The sequence below is a fragment of the Phycisphaeraceae bacterium genome, assembly GCA_019636735.1.
GTDB lineage: Bacteria > Planctomycetota > Phycisphaerae > Phycisphaerales > SM1A02 > VGXK01.
On record JAHBWY010000002.1, the window covers coordinates 177,327 to 194,464 of the forward strand.

General features: G+C 64.7%; 14 protein-coding genes and 1 tRNA gene. 12 read left to right on the top strand and 3 right to left on the bottom strand.

The features are described from left to right. The first annotated feature begins 41 nt into the window (after positions 1-41). The 8 genes from KF724_02900 to KF724_02935 all read left to right on the top strand — a co-directional run bounded on the left by KF724_02900 (position 42) and on the right by KF724_02935 (position 10,025). Entirely contained in the window at positions 42-1,805 is a 1,764-nt protein-coding gene (locus KF724_02900; protein MBX3354629.1) for a dockerin type I repeat-containing protein, read from the top strand. A gap of 57 nt (positions 1,806-1,862) precedes the next feature. Continuing rightward, positions 1,863-2,726: a type II secretion system protein gene (locus KF724_02905; protein ID MBX3354630.1), complete on the top strand. Its 864-nt coding sequence runs from the start codon at positions 1,863-1,865 to the stop codon at positions 2,724-2,726. 142 nt (positions 2,727-2,868) lie between these two features. Further along, positions 2,869-3,597, top strand: a complete 729-nt coding sequence (locus KF724_02910; GenBank protein ID MBX3354631.1) for a hypothetical protein — start codon at positions 2,869-2,871, stop codon at positions 3,595-3,597. A 271-nt stretch (positions 3,598-3,868) separates the two neighbouring features. Further along, positions 3,869-4,765 carry a dockerin type I repeat-containing protein gene (locus KF724_02915; GenBank protein MBX3354632.1) on the top strand — a complete coding sequence of 299 codons (897 nt, stop codon included), beginning with the start codon at positions 3,869-3,871 and terminating at the stop codon, positions 4,763-4,765. Between the two features lie 498 nt (positions 4,766-5,263). Next, the gene (locus KF724_02920) at positions 5,264-5,992 is read left to right on the top strand and encodes a hypothetical protein (protein MBX3354633.1); all 729 of its coding nucleotides are present in this window, start codon (positions 5,264-5,266) and stop codon (positions 5,990-5,992) included. Positions 5,993-6,224: 232 nt separating this feature from the next. Next, positions 6,225-7,532 carry a hypothetical protein gene (locus KF724_02925; GenBank protein MBX3354634.1) on the top strand — a complete coding sequence of 436 codons (1,308 nt, stop codon included), beginning with the start codon at positions 6,225-6,227 and terminating at the stop codon, positions 7,530-7,532. Positions 7,533-7,740: 208 nt separating this feature from the next. Beyond that, positions 7,741-7,956, top strand: coding sequence for a hypothetical protein (locus KF724_02930; GenBank protein MBX3354635.1), 216 nt, complete (start codon positions 7,741-7,743; stop codon positions 7,954-7,956). Between the two features lie 107 nt (positions 7,957-8,063). Then, positions 8,064-10,025 carry a DUF2075 domain-containing protein gene (locus KF724_02935; GenBank protein MBX3354636.1) on the top strand — a complete coding sequence of 654 codons (1,962 nt, stop codon included), beginning with the start codon at positions 8,064-8,066 and terminating at the stop codon, positions 10,023-10,025. A gap of 350 nt (positions 10,026-10,375) precedes the next feature. Here KF724_02935 and KF724_02940 read toward each other — a convergent pair. Further along, positions 10,376-10,449: transfer RNA gene (locus KF724_02940), tRNA-Cys, on the bottom strand. A 338-nt stretch (positions 10,450-10,787) separates the two neighbouring features. On the opposite strand from KF724_02940, the gene KF724_02945 reads away from it, so the two are divergent. Beyond that, a complete protein-coding gene (locus KF724_02945; protein MBX3354637.1) occupies positions 10,788-11,735 on the top strand; it encodes a hypothetical protein in 948 nt (315 codons plus the stop codon). Between the two features lie 34 nt (positions 11,736-11,769). Then, on the top strand, positions 11,770-12,258 hold the full coding sequence (locus KF724_02950) for a peptidylprolyl isomerase (protein MBX3354638.1): 489 nt from the start codon (positions 11,770-11,772) through the stop codon (positions 12,256-12,258). A 255-nt stretch (positions 12,259-12,513) separates the two neighbouring features. On the opposite strand, the gene KF724_02955 is transcribed toward KF724_02950, so the two are convergent. Further along, positions 12,514-13,716 (bottom strand): peptidylprolyl isomerase, encoded by a 1,203-nt coding sequence (locus KF724_02955; GenBank protein ID MBX3354639.1) that lies wholly within the window; start codon positions 13,714-13,716, stop codon positions 12,514-12,516. A 20-nt stretch (positions 13,717-13,736) separates the two neighbouring features. Here KF724_02955 and gatB point away from each other — a divergent pair, with 20 nt between their 5' ends. Further along, on the top strand, positions 13,737-15,308 hold the full coding sequence (gatB, locus tag KF724_02960; GenBank protein ID MBX3354640.1) for an Asp-tRNA(Asn)/Glu-tRNA(Gln) amidotransferase subunit GatB: 1,572 nt from the start codon (positions 13,737-13,739) through the stop codon (positions 15,306-15,308). After that, positions 15,305-15,910, top strand: coding sequence for a hypoxanthine phosphoribosyltransferase (locus KF724_02965; GenBank protein ID MBX3354641.1), 606 nt, complete (start codon positions 15,305-15,307; stop codon positions 15,908-15,910). Before gatB ends, KF724_02965 begins: the two co-directional genes overlap by 4 nt. A gap of 136 nt (positions 15,911-16,046) precedes the next feature. Here KF724_02965 and KF724_02970 read toward each other — a convergent pair whose 3' ends face one another. Then, positions 16,047-17,075: a S1/P1 nuclease gene (locus KF724_02970; protein ID MBX3354642.1), complete on the bottom strand. Its 1,029-nt coding sequence runs from the start codon at positions 17,073-17,075 to the stop codon at positions 16,047-16,049. Between the last annotated feature and the right edge of the window lie 63 nt (positions 17,076-17,138).

Here is a 17,138-nt window from a genome sequence, read left to right on the forward strand (position 1 = left end):
CTTTTTGGCTCATTCCAACCGTGCCCCTCCAGGAGTTCTTCATGCCCCGCGTGTCTGTCGTTGTTCTCTCCCTCTCGACCCTCGTTTGTGCCACCTCCGCTCTCGCGAAGGACATCATTCTCAACGAGTGGAATTGCGTCGGCAGCCAGAAGTGGCTCGGCAATCCCGGCTCCCCCAATGCGGGCTGCCCCATGCCCGACGGTCCCGCCGGCGTGAACTGCTCGAACAACGACGACTCATTCTTCGGGCGCGTGATGGGTAACGGCGGCGATTGGATCGAGCTCGTCATCATCAAGGACAACATGGATCTCCGCGGGTGGAAGATCCAGTGGGTGGAGTGGCTGGAGACGGACGCCGACGGGGTGACGGACATCTGGGTGGGAATCCCCTCGGTTCCGCAGGGCGAGATCATCTTCACGAACGACCCGAAGTGGAGCAATCTGCGCAAGGGAACGATCCTCACGATCACCGAGCGAGGGACGGCCGCAGGTGGGCTCGATACTGATTTCAGCTTCGACCCCTGCAACGGTGACTGGTGGATCAATGCCTGCGCCGATGACACGCAATACATCATCTGCAACGCCAATGTCTGTGACGCCGGTCCTCCACTCGACTGCACGGACCCGTTCGATGTCGGCAACGGCGACTGGCAGGCGCGCATTCTCGATGCGCAGGGCAACATCCATGTCGGACTCGTGGGCGAGGGGGCACCGGGCTGGTCCGGCAGTGGAGTCAACAGCCGTGAAGTCGTGAAGCTCCGGCAGGATCCGAGCACGGCCATCAATGAGTTCAGTGACTACCGCGGGGGCGACTCGAGCACTTTCGGAGGCCCAAACTCCTGGACGAACCCCGCCAACCAGTGCCGGACCTACCAGAACTTCACCGCGCTTCGAGCAAGTGTCTACGCCGACCTCTGCTCCGGCTGCAATCTGATCTGGCTGAACGAGTACAACGCCGTCAAGTCGGACAACTTCCTCAACGGCGGCAATTCCTCGCAGGACAGCCAGAACGGCTTCGCCTCAGACTCCTTCTTCGGCCGCGTGCAAGGCAACGGCGGTGACTGGTTTGAGCTCGTCGTCAGCATCAACAACCTCGACCTTCGCAACTGGTCGTTCCGCTGGCAGGAAGTCGAGGGCGGCAAGGAGGGTGAGATCTTCCTCACCAATCACCCCTTCTGGTCGAACCTGCCGGCCGGGCGCATCCTGACCTTCATCGAGCGCACCTCCGCGCAGGGCGGTCTGGACACGAATCTCAACGCCGGGCCGAACTGGTCGAACATCAACACCTTCGACACGGCGCTGATCGCCGGGACCACGGGAAGCGCCCCAGGCCATGTCTCCGGTCGCTTCACGACCAGCAACGACAAGTGGCGGATTGAGATCCGCAACGCGATCGGCGAGGTGGTGGTGCCGTGGGCCGGTGAGGGCAGTCCGCACTACTACCGAGGTGGCGTCTCGAGCACTGAAGTCTGCCGGCTCCGCGAGAATGCGACATCGACGATCGATGCGTCGAGCGCGTATGACGACTCGGCGGCGTCGAGCACCTTCGGGGCGCCGAACACCTGGCTGAATTGCCCGAGCCCGGCGCTCGTGACGCAGAGCTTCGCCACGCTCCTCTCGACCGCCTGCACCTTCGTTCCGCCCTGTGGCGCTGGCGATGTCAATTGCGACGGCATCGTCAACGGCGCCGATATCGCGATCGTGCTCGGGAGCTGGGGACCGTGCGTCGGCTGCGCGGCGGATCTCAACGGCGACGGTGTGGTGAACGGCGCCGACATCGCCATCGTTCTCGGTAACTGGGGCTGATCTGTTCCGGCCGGAACCACTCGCACCTTCGTCATCGAACATCGAGGTTCATCACTCATGCGCGCCAGGTCTTCATCAACACCGCCACGCGGCTTCACCATCATTGAAATGCTCGCAGTGGTCGGAATCATCGTGCTGCTGATGGCGCTGCTCTTTCCCGCCATCGGCATGGTCCAGCGCTCCAGCCGCGCCGAGGTGAGCAAGTCCAACCTCCGCCAGTGGGGGGTGGGCACCATCGGCTACATCAATCTGAATCAGGATGCCCTTCCATGGGAAGGCATGAAGGACATCGGCGACATGCCGCTCAACCTCCAGGAGCGGCGCTGGTGGGCGAACGCGATTCCCCCGTTCGTCGGCCAGAAGCCCTACCGCGACATCGTCGAAGATGCCTATCAGAAGGGCACGATGGTCCCCACCGAGGACAGCGGCGGCATCTTCATCGATCCGGCGGCGGTGCATGAAGGCGACGCGCCATTCGCGTTCGGGCAGCCCGGTCCGAGCGGTGCACGACGCTCGTTCTACTTCAACTATGTGCCCAACTCGCAGCTCAACAACACCTACCTCAACAAGTACAACATCGCCCAGTTCACGCCGAACCAGGTGATGCGGATGTCGCACATCTCGATCCCCTCATCGACCATCCTGATGCTCGAGATGCGGGCCAATCGCAACGAGCTGCCCGGGAACGACCCGCACTTCAATCGCGATCTGCGGCGTCATCGCTCCGACTGGAAGCGCTTCGCGGCACGCCACTTCAATGGTGGCCACATGATGTTTGCGGATGGAAGCGTGCGGCATGTGGTCAACCTCGACGCCATTACGAACATCCAGGGCAACACCGATCCGAACTTCCCCAACGGCGACTGGAACCACCCTGATCGGATCTGGGATCCGCTTGGGCCGGCGCTCGATGACAATTGAACGACGGTCAAGAATCGATCAACCTCGGCGGAATCACGCGTTCTAAGCCGTATCTGAACAGTCGTTGGTCACACTTGGGTCATTGAGCGGCCAGCGAAGGCCGCCAGTGTGTGAGTCCTTTCATTCAATGGAGAGAGAAGAAATGCGTCTGATTGCAATTGGAATCGTGGCCACCGTGACGGCCATCGCGAGCGCCGACTACAACCCCGGCACGCTCACCCAGTGGGACTTCAACGGGCCTTCGGCCACCACCGTTCCCGGTGGCGCGCTGAGCCCCTCGACCTCGCTGGGCTTCGGCACCGCGTCGCTCATCGGCGGCACGACGGCCACCTTCGCGAGCGGCACCGCGAATGGCGGATCGACGGATCCGGTGACGACCACCCCGCCGAACTACGGCTGGAATGTCACGACCTTCGCGGCCCAGGGCCAGGAGAACAACCAGCGCGGCGTGCAGTTCGATGTGTCCACCGTCGGCTGGGACAAGATCGTGGTGAGCTGGGATCAGCGTCACTCGAACACCTCGAGCCGCTTCGTTCAGTTCCTCTACTCGCTCGATGGCGTGAACTACACGAACGCGGGCCTCGCCAACGATGGCATTTTCGAGGGTCCGGCAGGCGACACCTGGTTCAACAACCGCGCCGTTGACCTGTCGAACATTGCCGGCGCCGCCGACAATGCGAACTTCTCGTTCCGCATCGTGGCAACTTTCGGCCCGGCGGGCGGCTATGTCGCGTCGAACACCGGCAGCAACTACCAAGGCACGGGTACCTGGCGCTTCGACATGGTGACCGTCAGCGGCAACTTCATTCCGGCTCCGGGCGCGATTGCGCTGCTCGGCCTTGCCGGTCTCGTTGCCCGCCGTCGTCGCTGAGATCATTGCGTTCAACGCCAACTCCGGGTTGGCGGTGAAACGAAGACACCAGGGGCCGTACGCGAGAGCGTGCGGCCCCTTGTCGTTGGCGATGGCAGCGCCTGCGTCGATCGGCAAGCCGGCGTCGGCGTGACCACTCGTGTCGGTCTGCGATTGGACGGAGCCATCACTCGATCTCAACCGTGCCTGAACACTGCGTTGCCATAGTGGCCAGCGTGCGAGTGGCAGGGTGCCGCCGCATGTGTCAATTACGGAGTTGAGGAGATCCCCCATGCGATTGCTTGCGACTGGAATCGTGGCCGCCTTGACGGCCATGTCGGGTGCCGAGGCATCAACCACCATCATCACCCAATGGAACTTCAATGGTCCGTCGAACACCGAGGTGCCCGGGGGGCCCCTCAGTCCGCTTCCGTCGACGGGCGCTGGCTCTGCGCAGCTCGTTGGAGACGCCGTGGCCCAGTTCGCCACCGGCGCATCAAACAACGGCTCGAGCGATCCCGCGGGTGGCCCGCCGCCACCCAACTACGGGTGGAACATCAGCGGTTTCCCGATCTTCCTCACCGAGGGCAGCGGACTGAATGGCGTGCAGTTCAATGTGTCGACCGTGGGTTTCGAGGACATCTCCCTGTCGTTCGATACGCGTCACTCCAACAGCGTCAGCGCGTGGGTCGAAGTGCGCTACACGCTCGATGGCGTGAACTTCACCAATGCGGGCCTCGACAATGACGGACAGTTCTCGGCGAACCAGGGCGATTGGTGGTTCAACAATCGCGTGGTGGACTTCTCGGGCATCCCGGGAGTGAACAACAATCCCAACTTCGGCGTGCGAGTCGTGACCATCTTCTCGCCGGTCCCATTCATCGATTTCAATTTCAATGTGTGGGGCCCCAACGAGGCCTTCGCGGCGTCCGATCCCAATTCGCCCTACGGCACCGGTGGCTTCGGCGGTGGCGGCACGCTTCGATTCGACATGGTCACGATCTCGGGCAAGACCCCGGGTCCGAGCTGCGGCGCCGGCGATGTGAACTGCGACGGATTGGTCAACGGCGCTGACATCGCGATTGTGCTCGGAAGCTGGGGACCGTGCGTTGATTGTGCGGCAGATCTGAACGGTGACGGCGTGGTGAACGGCGCCGACATCGCGATCGTGCTGGGCAACTGGGGTTGAGCGACCCCGAGAGTTCGACGGGGCTCGATGCTCAACCATCGGGCCCCTTCGACCCCGACCAGCTGCGAGTGCTCCCGCCCCGCCGTGACAGGTCAGCCCTGTCAGGGCGGGGCTTTCGCATGGTCGCCGCCACCTGGGGGCATCGCCGCTGGGGGAGCGCGCAAGGTGACCGGGCGCCTTCAATCGACGAGACATCAACGCAGGTTGGAAGGCTGAAGGGTCCGGGTTGACGGTGCAGCGGACCTTAGAGAACAGCGAAGCAGCGGCCGAGGGGGAGCAGCACGCCAGTCCTGTGGGGCTGTGGCGCGGGTCGTGTGGCTAGCCCTGGCCTTCGGCGGTCCTTGAGCGGCTGGACCTGTGTTGGTGGATCGTTCAGATCGTGTTTGGTTGCCACGGCAAGCGCCGCTACCCTGTGGGGCTTCCAAGTCCTCAGGTCGATGCGGTGTCGCCCTGGGGTCAAGGTCACGGAGCCGGACAGGCCCACCCAAGGAGAGAGACATGAAGATTGTTGCGTGCATCGCGACGGTCGCCCTTACCGGCGTCGTCATGGCGGACTACAACCCCGGCACCCTGGTCCAGTGGGACTTCAACGGGCCATCCACGACTTCGGTCCCCGGAGGATCGGGCAGCCCGACGCCATCGGTCGGCTTCGGAACGGCATCACTCTTCGGCGGAACCACGGGGAGCTTTGCAAGCGGGACCGTTGACGGCGGCTCCAGCGATCCGGTGAACACAAGCCCGCCGAACTACGGTTGGAACATCACCACCTTCGCGGCGCAGAATGAGGGCAACCTGACTCGCGGCGTGCAATTCCTGGTGTCCACCGAGGGCTGGGACAAGATCGTCGTTTCGTGGGACCAGCGGAATTCCAACACCGCCAGCCGTTACCTTCAGTTCCTCTACACGCTCGATGGCACGACCTACAGCTCCGATGGTCTTGCGAACGGCGGCATCATCGACATCAACGCGGGCAACACCTGGTTCAACGGCATCGCCGTCGACCTGTCGGATATCGCCGGTGCAGCCAACAACGCCAACTTCGGATTCCGCCTGCTCGCCACCTTCGCGCCGCAGGGCGGGTATCAGGCATCGAACCCGGGAAGCAACTACGGCCCGGCCGGAACTTGGCGCTTCGACATGGTGACCGTGAACGGCAACTTCATCCCGGCCCCCGGCGCCGTGGCGCTGCTCGGCATCGCCGGGCTCGTGGCTAGGCGTCGTCGCTGAGGCGAAGGTCGGCCGATTCGGTCGATCGAACCTTGAGAATCCAGCAAGGGCTGCGGCCAGTCTCGGTCGCAGCCCTTGTTGCATTGGGGGGCGGGCCTCGTTGTCTGCCGCCCGCCCAGGCCGCGTTACCAATCAGGTCTTGCGTGAGAGGTGATGCCGAGGTACTTTCGTGCTGGGAAGTGGTGGGCGTCGCCGAGCCAGGATCGGCGTTGGTTGAAGGAGGATCCGACTCGTGGAATCCGAAGATCAGAGGCAAGAGCCGCCAGTCCGGCCTCGCTCCCGCGCTGCGGAGACGCGGGTTGCAGATCACCTGCGTCGCCAGCGGCTGGTTCGCATGATCGAGTTGGCGCAGAGCTACTTGGGGTGTTCGAAGACTCAGCTCGCACTTGCGCTCAATCGCGATCCGGCGAAGGTCGTTCCAGACAGTGGAAATCCGAAGCTTGATCTGGTGATGGGGTTGTCGGATGTTCTCGACTGGCCTGCGGGCGATGTCGCGGAGGCGCTCTGGATCGATCCTCTCCAGGAGGCATTGGGCCAGGAGCCACTGCCGCAGGAGTCATTCGAGGAATTGAACAGGCTTTCACTCCGCGCCCACCGTGAAGGTGATCATCAGGAGGTCCGCAGGCTTTGCGGCCAGATGCTTCGAATTGCGTCGACTCCTCGCGAACGCGGTCTTGCGGCGAACCGACTGAGCGTCGGCTTCGATCAGGCGGGTCGATACGCGAAGGCGCTCGAGTGGGCAAGGATTGCGGCGAACATTCCGGATCTTCCCTCTGCGTCGCGGCTCCTCTACATGGCCAATCTTGCCAATGCTCACTCCATGATGTGGCAGCTCCATGAAGCCATCGGGGTTGCTTCGACGGTCCTGAATGAATCGGAGTCTCAGACCCAGAACGATGTTCTCCAGTGCGCAAAGGGAGTGGCGTTGTATGTGGCGGGCAGTGCTCGGCGACGAGTGATCGCCGAGCAACCGAATCGTCTTCCAGTTGACGGCCCGCTTGCGGTACGCCAGCTCGAGGGCGCGATCGTTCTTCTCGAGGATCTGGCGGCAAGGAGGTCCGACGACAGCTACTCCGGCATCGCGAACAGCTGCCGAGGTGGCTTGATCGAGTTGAGGGTTCTGCTCGGCGAGATTGACCCGATCGACGGCGTGGGTCGCCTGCTGGAGGGAGTCGAGAGGATTACTGATCCACAGGCAGTCCCGCGTGGCGATTGGCTTGAAAGTTGGGGTTGGTGGGCGGTCTATGGCCTGAACATTGCAGTTCGCCATCTTCGGGGGGATGACCAGGATCGATTTGCGGCGGTCTTTTCCACGAAGGCTCACGAGATCGCCGATCGTCTTGAGAACTGGGCCATCCGTGAGCAGGTCTTCTCCTTGGAGCACTCCTTGAAGAGTGGCATCTCCACTGACGATGCAGACAAGCGAGCTCACTGGGTCCTCGATCGTGAGGACTTGCGAACCCTGCTTGGAACAATGGGCCGATTTCCTTGGTTTCGTGTCACGGGATGGCGCATTCTCTCTCGAGCCACCCTCGTCTAGCGCTGGCATCATGTACATCCCCGCATTCCCAACACGACTCAAGTCCGGCATCACAATGGTGGCGCTGTCAGTCGTCTCGGTGGCTGCAGCAACCTTGTGGATGGCCACGCTATCGATGGGAGCAGTGACCACACGGCTTCCGAGTTCAGTTCTATCGCAGTGGCCCGTGATCCATGGTGGGACGATGGAAGAAGCCTTCCTCCGCGCCATGGCCCGCCACTATGGAGTGGAGTGGCAGCGGTGGATGCCCGAGGCGGTGGTCGCCGAGCACTGGCGCCGTTTTCCGTCTCACTTCGGTTCAGGGCCCGAGGCCGCCTTCTCCGCATGGATGACCCTGCACTTCGGCATGGGCTGGCAGCAGTCGCTCCCGGCGCATGTGGTCTATCAGTGCTGGTGTGATTTCAGCGGTGCGCGATCTCCCTGAGTGCGGCCAGGGCGCGCTATCCTGGACGGCGACCACTGCTGGTGACCGCACTCGTGTGAGTGCGATTGCGGGGAGTTGGTGCGCAGTTCCCGGGGAGATCGCCCTCCATGTCGAGCGACACCGATCCTGATCCTACGGAGTTGGCCCGCTCCGGGTGGTGCTCCGATGTGCCCAGGTTCGTCACTGTGACGGTGAACGAAGTCACGGGTCGGCTGCGCGCGTTCGTTCCCGACGCTTCGCCCGAGCAACTTCGCGCGTGGCAGGAGAGCGTGCCTCCGCTGCAATCGCAGGCGCAGCGGATTCTCGATCGCAGCCAACTGGCTCGTAAGTACACCTCGATCCTCGAGTATGAGCTTCCACTGGAGAGTCGGCGCAGTGATGCCATCATTCTCGCGAGCGGTGCAGTCGTCGTCTTCGAACTCAAGGGTCGCTCCGACGCGCGGCAGGCCGACATTGATCAGGCGGCGGCCTATGCCCGGGACCTGCGCTGCTATCACGCGTGCTGCGATCCCGACCGAGGTGGTCATGCGGTGCACGCGGTGCTTGTCGCCATGCGGGCCAAGGGCTACCTGGGCAACCAGCAGGGGGTTCACATCGTCGGGCCCGATGCGCTCGCCGATCTGGTGGCGCGACTCGAGAGCCCGCCTCCGGCCCAGCCGCTCTCCGCCCGGGCGTTCCTTGCCGCGGACGCCTATCGGCCACTGCCGACCATTGTCGACGCAGCGAGGGAGCTCTTCGAGCGAGGCGAGTTACGAGAAGTTCACAGGGCGCGCGCCTTCACCGACCCTGCGGTGGCGACGATCTCACGCATTATCCACGATGCCGCGCGAACCAGCACGAGAAGACTGATCCTGCTGACGGGAGTGCCCGGAGCGGGCAAGACACTGGTCGGCTTGCGCGTGGTTCACGCGCGGTTCCTCGATGATCTCTCCGTTCATCGCCCCAGGGGCAAGCCAACGGCTCCAGCGGTCTATCTCTCGGGAAATGGACCGCTCGTCGAGGTTCTCCAGTACACGCTGAGGAGTGCCGGCGGTGATGGCAAGGTCTTCGTTCGCGGCGTGAAGGACTATGTCAAGAGCTACTCGACTCGGCGCGAGCGCATCCCTCCCGAGCATGTGCTGATCTTCGACGAGGCGCAACGGGCTTGGGATGCCCATCAGATCGCGGCGAAGCACACGAACTCACCGGGGCGCTCGGAGCCGGAGGAGTTCATCGAGTTCGCCGAGCGCATCCCGGAGTGGAGCGTGGTGGTGGGCCTGATCGGCGGTGGACAGGAGATTCATGTTGGCGAGGAAGCAGGCCTTTCGCAATGGGCAACCGCGATTGCGACCTCGGGCTGTTCATCGGAGTGGTCCGTGCATGGTCCGCCCGCAGTCGCGCATGCGATGTCCTCGCTCGCGCCCGGCGCGTTTCATGCCGACGAGGCACTCAACCTCGATCGGGAGATCCGCTTCCATTCGGCGCAGGACTTGCATCGCTTTGTTTCGGGGTTGCTCGAAGGCGAGCCGTGCGGGGAGCTTGGACGACGGTCTCACGCCCTTGAGAACGCGGGCTTTCACCTGCGCGTGACGCGCGACCTTGAAGTGGCCCGCGACTACCTCCGCACGCGGTATGCCGATGACCCAAGCGCACGCTTCGGCATCCTCGCCTCGTCGAAGGACAAGGCGCTCGTCAACTTCGGGATCCCGAACGACTTTCAGTCGACGAAGCGTCTCCGTGTGGGACCATGGTATGGCGACGCCGAAGATGATCCGCAACAACGCTCCTGCCGGCGCCTCGAGACCTGTGTCACCGAGTTCTCCGCGCAGGGTCTCGAACTGGACGCAGCGCTCGTCGCCTGGGGCACGGACTTTCGCTGGACTGGATCGAGCTGGTCCAACGACCAGGCGCGCGGGTACCGGCGCGGCGCGATGGTCCGCGATCCCTTCCGACTCCGAATGAACTCCTATCGCGTGCTGCTCACGCGAGGGCGTGACGGAACGGTGATCTTCGTCCCGCGTTGCACCGAGCTCGACGCGACGCATCAGCGCCTCGTTGAGTGCGGCGTGAGATCGCTCGACGCGCCGTAGCCTGCCACCATGGGCGGTCGATGGACTTCGGTGTGGGTCGGTCATGTGCTGTGGCACCTGAATGCCACGCGATCGACCAACGCCTTCCAAGTCACGCGCCACCGGCGCTCGCTCGCCAGCCCGGGATGCGGTGCAGGCAATCGACCCGCCTCGGCTGGTCAGGCGCTGTCTTCGTCCTGGATCAGGCGCGAGCCGCACGCGGTGCAGGCGAGCGATCCGCCTCGGCTGGTCAGGCGCTGTCTTCGTCCTGGATCAAGCGCGAGCCGCACGCGGTGCAGGCGAGCGATCCGCCTCGGCTTTGGCGCTGGAAACGAAGAGACCCCCGCCCATGTCGGACGGGGGTCTCTTCAAGGCCGAGGCGGGATTTGAACCCGCGAATAACGGATTTGCAATCCGTCCCCTTAGGCCACTTGGGTACTCGGCCGAGCCTCCCCCAGCGGGGGAAGAGTTCCCTATAGTGGCACCACCTTGTCTGCGCGTCAACGCACCTTTGGTCTGAGTTCGGATTTTGGACGGCCGGCGGCTCCGTTCGTGCCGCTCGGGGTGATTCTGGCGTCGATCATGACCGCGGCTCTGGCCCTGGGGGCGGGAACCTTCCGCGCGAGTGCGACGACGCAATCCCCGACGCCATCTGGAGCTTCGGGAACTCCAACGACTCCGGCTGCACCATCGCGCTCTCAGGAGGCGGGTGGGGCGTCCAGCACCGAGGCCTCACAACGCGCGTCTGCAGGCGCGCCTGCAACCGAAGCCGATCCAGCGCGAGTGCCTCGCACGGACTCTCCATCGGCACATGCGTCTGACAAGCCGGCGGGCGCGGTCGCCGCGACGCCCGGCGCGGCGCCGACCCGACGCTTCCCGCTCCTGCGCGAAGGGTCGAGTCTGGCGCGCGCTCCGGTCACGCTGCGCTATGACCCTGGCCCCGGCATCTGGATGATCACGCTTCGAGACGATCTCGAGACCGAGGCCGATCGCGAAGTCGCGGCCCTGCCGTGCCAGGTGCTTGAGGACATGATCTCGCACATCCGCGGCCGCACGGAGGTGCAGTGGTTCGAACTCACCGCGCTCGTCCTGACCTATCGCGAGCACAACTTCCTGCTGCCTGTCTTTGCATCGCCACTTTCCGCAGAGCCACCTCGTCAGCCTCGCGCCGCGCTTCTTCCGCCCGGTGCCGCACCGATGCCTGCGATCGTTCCGGGTCCGATTCGAACGAATCCGCTGATTGGATCGCCCCTCGCCGGAGCTGCGGATGCCGGGATTGCCGAAGTCACCGCGCCGGCCGCGCCCTTTGACTCGGAGACCTTCGCTGCCGATGTGGAGCGGGCGCTCGATGAACGAATTGGCGTGGTCGCTCGAAGCAGCGATGCGGGGCCTGCCCGCACCGGCCGAGTCCTGCCGCCTGGCGTCGGCGGCGCTCCGCTCGTCAACCTCTCCGCGAACGAGCGCCTCCAGGATCGTCGCGGAGTGGTCACGCGAGACCCCGTCAGCGGAACCTGGCGCTTCGTCTTCCAGAGCGAGCGCACGGACTTCGGTGAGCGAGGCATCGAGCTGCTGCCCTCATCGGTGCTCGAGCGCATCGAGCGCTTCGTGCGCCAGAGTGAGACGCCTCCGCCGCTTCTCCTGAGCGGACAGCTCACCGTCTTCGAAGGGCGCAACTTCCTGCTACCGACCTCTTTTCGTACCGTCGCCTCCGGGCGATGGATCACCCCTTGAACCCTCCGCGCTGCGCGGAGCGAGTGAGACTTCCATGAGCTATCCCACCGTCACTGTCGAGACCGATCAGGGCACCTTTCAGGTTGAACTCTGGAACGATGTCGCCCCCGGACATTCGGAGAACTTCCTGAAGCTTGTGCGCCAGGGCTTCTATGACGGCCTGTCGTTTCATCGCATCCTGCCGGGATTCGTGATCCAGGGCGGCTGCCCCAAGGGCGATGGAACAGGTGGCCCGGGGTGGCGCGTGAAGGCGGAGTTCAACGCGCGCGAGCATCAGCCGGGCGTGCTCTCGATGGCTCGATCGAACGATCCCGATTCGGCGGGCAGCCAGTTCTTCGTCTGCCTCACACGCGAGCACTGCAAGCATCTCGATCGCCAGTACACCGCGTTCGGCAAAGTGACGCGCGGCATGGATGTGGTCGAGAAGATCGCCGCCGCGCCGGTCGACCCCCGAAGCGGCAAGCCCTCGGGCAAGCCGCCTCGCATGGTCAAGGTGACCGAGGACGCGAAAGCGAAGACCTGAGCGGTCGCGGTGACGCGTGCTTCCGTGAGCGCGTGGAAGGCCATCGTCGCGTGTGAGGTAGCGCGGCGTGAAGCTCGAGCGCCCATATCGATGGGCGCCGCGGCGAAGAGTCACGCGCGCACGGGTCCCTGACGAGTCGCGAAGAGGGTCGCGTCAGCGACCGCGCCAATGCTCTGCGTCCCCAGAGTCAACGACTGCGCTGAAGTTCTCGGTGTCGGCGGTCATCGCCCACTCTGAAGCTCTGCGTCTCGTGGGTCAGCGCTCCGGGTTCGCCGGAGGCGGGCCCGGTGGCGGCTCCCGGGGCAGGCGAAGATCGCGGCGGTCCACTCCCGGCATGCGCGCCGGTGCCGGCACCAGTTCGATGCGCTCGACGCGCGGCGGGTCCTTCGGGCGCCCGGTGCGAGGATCGTCGATGGGGACTTCGCTCATGCGGAGAATGGGCTCGCGTCCGCCGACGGCGTATCCGAAGGCGCAGTACTGGCCATCAAGTCTGGCCGTGCCCTCGCGCGACAGCGCGATGAAGAATTGACTCCCCGCGGAGTGCGGCTCGTCGCCGCGCGCCATCGAGAGCACGCCGAAGTCGTGCGGCAGATCGCTCGGCTCAAGCGCCAGGTTGAAACCCGGTCCGCCATCGCCCGTGGTGGTGGGGTCACCACCTTGCACGACGAATGGTCTTCCCTCGCGATCGCGCGGGACCACGCGGTGCATGACCGTCTGGTCATAGAAGCCCGCTTCGACGAGCGTCAGGAAGTTCCACACCGTGGCCGGCGCCGCATCAGGCGCAAACGCGAAGAGGATGGGACCGAACTCCGTGCGCATGATCGCATCGCGGTCGGGATAGACGCGAAACCCGCTGGTGATCGGCGAGTCGCCTTCAATCCACGACGATCGAAGTGCCGCAGCCGCGGGATCGTTGGGATCAAGCGGCTCGCTGCCCCATCCGATGATGCGCGTGAAGCGCGTTACGCCATCGGGGCGCTTCGCTTCGACGGTCCTGCATGGCGGTGGAGTACGAAGGGGCACGACCACCAGTGGCGTACCGGTCGGATGACCTCCACTCAGGAGTTGAAGCCACGCCGCGCGCTCGAGCGCATGAATGGGCGGAAGCATGGCGAGCGCGTCGTAGCGCCCCGCATCGATCGGCGTCGAGGCAAGGACCGTGCCGCTCGGTGCCATCAGCACGAGGTCGAGCGGCGGCGTGTTCGGAGGTCGCGTGACCTCGATCCAGATCGGACCCTCCGGCTTGACCCAGGTTCGCTCCGACCGCATCGAGGGCAGAAGTTCGGGCAGCGGAGGCGGGCCCTCGGGCGCGGGTAATGGAGCGGAGTGGGGCGCGATCGCACGCACCGGTTTCGGCGCGACCGCCGTGGAATCATCGGCGCGCGTCGAGGTGACGGTAAGGAGGAGCAGCGTGGCCACACTGGCGGCATGCGAATGCATCCTGGGATTGTCCTGCATGGAACCCGTATCATCCACCCATGACTGCGGGATCCGGCGCTCCGAAATCGATGAAGCCAGCGGCGAAGATCGTGAAGTCGACGCTCAAGGTGGGGCTTGAGATCCATGTCGAACTCGCGACGCGGAGCAAGATGTTCACCCGCGTCGCCAATCCGGCGCAGGAGGGCTACTTCGACCGCGAGCCCAATTCGCTGGTCGATGCCGTCGTCGCCGCGCTGCCCGGCACGCTCCCGGTCATGAATCGGCGGGCCGTCGAGATGTCCATCCAAGTGGGCCTCGCCCTCGGCTGCCACATCGCCCCGTTCAGCAAGTGGGATCGGAAGAACTACTTCTATCCCGACCTTCCCAAGGGCTACCAGATCAGCCAGTACGACCTTCCGCTCTGCGCGGATGGTGCCGTCGAGATCCCTGCCGCCGACGGTTCGTCGAAGCGCATCGGCATCATCAGGGCGCACCTCGAGGAGGACACCGGCAAACTGGGCCACGAGTTGCCGGGCGGACTTCACTACGAGGGCTCGCTCGTCGATCTCAATCGAGCGGGTACGCCGCTTCTTGAGATCGTGACCGCGCCCGACTTCGATCGCGCCGAGGATGTCGTCACCTTCGCGAAGGAGCTGCGCCTCATCTGCACCTTCCTCGGGGTTTCCGAGGGCATCATGCAGAAGGGCCACATGCGCTTCGAACCGAATGTGAATGTGCTCCTCGACCTCGAGGACGGACGCACGGTGGCCACTCCGGTCGTGGAGGTGAAGAACCTCAACTCCTTCAAGGCGCTGCGCGGCGCGATCGACCATGAGTTCGAGCGCCAGCCGAAGGCGTGGCTCGAGGATGGCCGCGAGATGGGGCCCGGGGCCAAGAGCACTCGCGGCTGGGATGATGAGCGCGGCATCACGCTGCTTCAGCGCACCAAGGAAGACGCCCACGATTACCGATACTTCCCCGACCCCGACCTCGTGCCGGTCATGGTCGACCAGGCGTGGATTGCGCAGGTGCGCGCCTCGCTCCCCGAACTTCCGGCGCAGCGGCGCGCCAGGTACGAGTCGAAGTTCGGGCTTGCGCCAGTCGATGCTCGCGTGCTCACCGAGGAGCGCACGACCTGTCTCTTCTTCGAGCGGTGCGTCGAGGCGTGCGTCGATGCTGGTCTGAGCGAAGCGAAGGCGGGCTTTGTCGCCGGGAAGTTCCTCCTCAACACCGGCGCGAAGTATGCGAACGAGCGGGGGCGTGCCCTTGAAACGCTCGGCGTGGCACCGGTACAGATCGCCGAGATCATCACGCTCCGGGAGAAGGGCGAGGTTGGCCCGCAGGCGGCGGATCAGCTCTTCTCTTTGCTCTGCGATCCTTCGAAAACGGGGGCAAGCGCGCAGGATGTCGCGAAGGCGCACGGTCTCATCCAGGTGCGCGATGAGGGCCAACTCGATGCCTGGGTTCTCGCGGCGATTGAGGCGCAGCCGCAGGCCGCCGCCGATGTCGCGGCGGGGAAGGCGGCGGCCGTTGGTCGACTCGTCGGGCATGTTATGAAACTCTCGGGCGGAAAGGCCGATGCGAAGAGTGTGAATGAGAAGCTCATGGCCAAACTGCGGAGTGGCGCATGAGCGGTGCGTCGCCGCGCGAGGGCGATGCGACGGCGGGACAGCGCGCGCGGGGCGGTCCTCCATCGGATCAGCGCGTCGATCGCGTGGTGGTGAGTGCCGAGGCGATCGCCGAGCGCATGCCGGCGCTCGCGGCGGAGATTGCTGCCGGGCTCGGACCCACGCCGCGAGATCCCGTGCTCGTCGCAGTCATGACCGGCGCGCTGATCTTCGCCGCCGATCTCGTGCGTCAACTTCCAGTGCCGCTGCGTCTTGGTCTTGCCACCGTCAGCAGCTATCCCGGCACGGCCACGACGAGCCAGGGGGCCAGGCTTCAGGGCGATCTGCCAAGCGACCTCGCGGGGCGCGATGTGATCCTGGTCGATGACATCCTCGACTCGGGGCGCACGCTTCGGCTGCTCCAGTCGCGAATCATGGCGTTGAACCCGGCGTCTCTCCGCACCTGTGTGCTTCTGCGAAAGACGATTCCGAGCGCGCTCGAAACGCCATGCGATCACATCGGCTTCGACATTCCCGATGTCTTCGTGGTCGGTTACGGCCTCGACTACGACGGCTACTACCGGAATCTGCCCGCCGTCTTTGCAATGGTGCCTGTGACTTCGTGAGCGCGGCGCTCGCACTCCGACCTTCGCAATTCGGCGAGGAAGCGCGCTCGGCTCACTCCCGTTCCAGAGCGGGCGGCGATTTGCAGTGCCACGCGGCGTCGCTCGATGGCTCGCGCGGGCTAGGACCCGTCCTTGGTCAGCTTCGGCTCCATCGTCTCCGCCCAAGAGACTCCAACTGCGTCGCCTTGCCCGACGACCAGGGCATCGACCTCTCCCTAGGCGCAGACTTCTCTTCGGGCCCCGACCTCTCCCCAGGTGCGGCCTTCTCTTCGGGCCCCGACTTCCCTCCGGGCGCGGACTTCTCTTCGGAATCAGGCTTCTCCTCGGAAGTCGGCGCGGCTGGGTCCTTACCGCTGCCGGACGGTCTCGACGGCCGCTTCTCCCTTCCTTGCGCAGGTGTGCGGCTCGCCGGGTCGAGCGCGTCGTTCAGAAGGGCGCCGAGTCGAACGCCCGCAGCCTGGAGCCGCTCATTCACCACGGGCATCCACTCTCGGAAGTAGGCGTCGTCAATGTCGCTGGGCGCCTTGGGCAACCGGCTGTAGATGCGGCGCGTGATGGCCAGCGACTCATTGGCCCATGCGATGGGTTCGCGCTCACGGAGCCACTGCGTGCGCTGCGCCGGCTTGATGGCCTGTCGAAGATCGGCGCTCATCACCGGCCAGCCGCCTTTCGTGTCCTTCAGGCGCCGCTGAATCAGGTCGGTGTCCCACGCACGGTGCAGGTTGCTGTTGCGACCGAAGGCCTTCAGCGTGAGCTTGTTCCCACCGAGGTCGTCTCGATACGACACATGAAGCGGCTGGTGAACATCGCCAACCATGTGCAGCACCAGCCGAAGCGCGAGGAGGCGCTCCTCGCTGGACTTGGTCGGATCGGCGAGAACCTCCCGATAGGTGAGGATCGTCGAGACGATCTGCTGACCGTCGGCGCCATCGCGACCCATGTCGATGCGCGTGGCGTCGCGCGGAACATTGATGTAGTGGAGCGGCTTGATCCAATCCCACTTGGGATCGCTGCGAACTTCGTCGGCCCAGACACTGGCGTCGGCGACACTCGTCTCGCCAAGGAGTTCGCGGATCGCCTTCGCGGTGGTGTCCGTGAACTCGGAACTCGCGATGGTCGCGATGATGCGGTGCCCCTCGAAGCCCCATCCGAGAGCTGGTGCCACGAACGCGAGCGTGGCAAGGAGCGCCGCCCACCATGCGGCGGGACGCGGTTCCGTCGCCGCTGG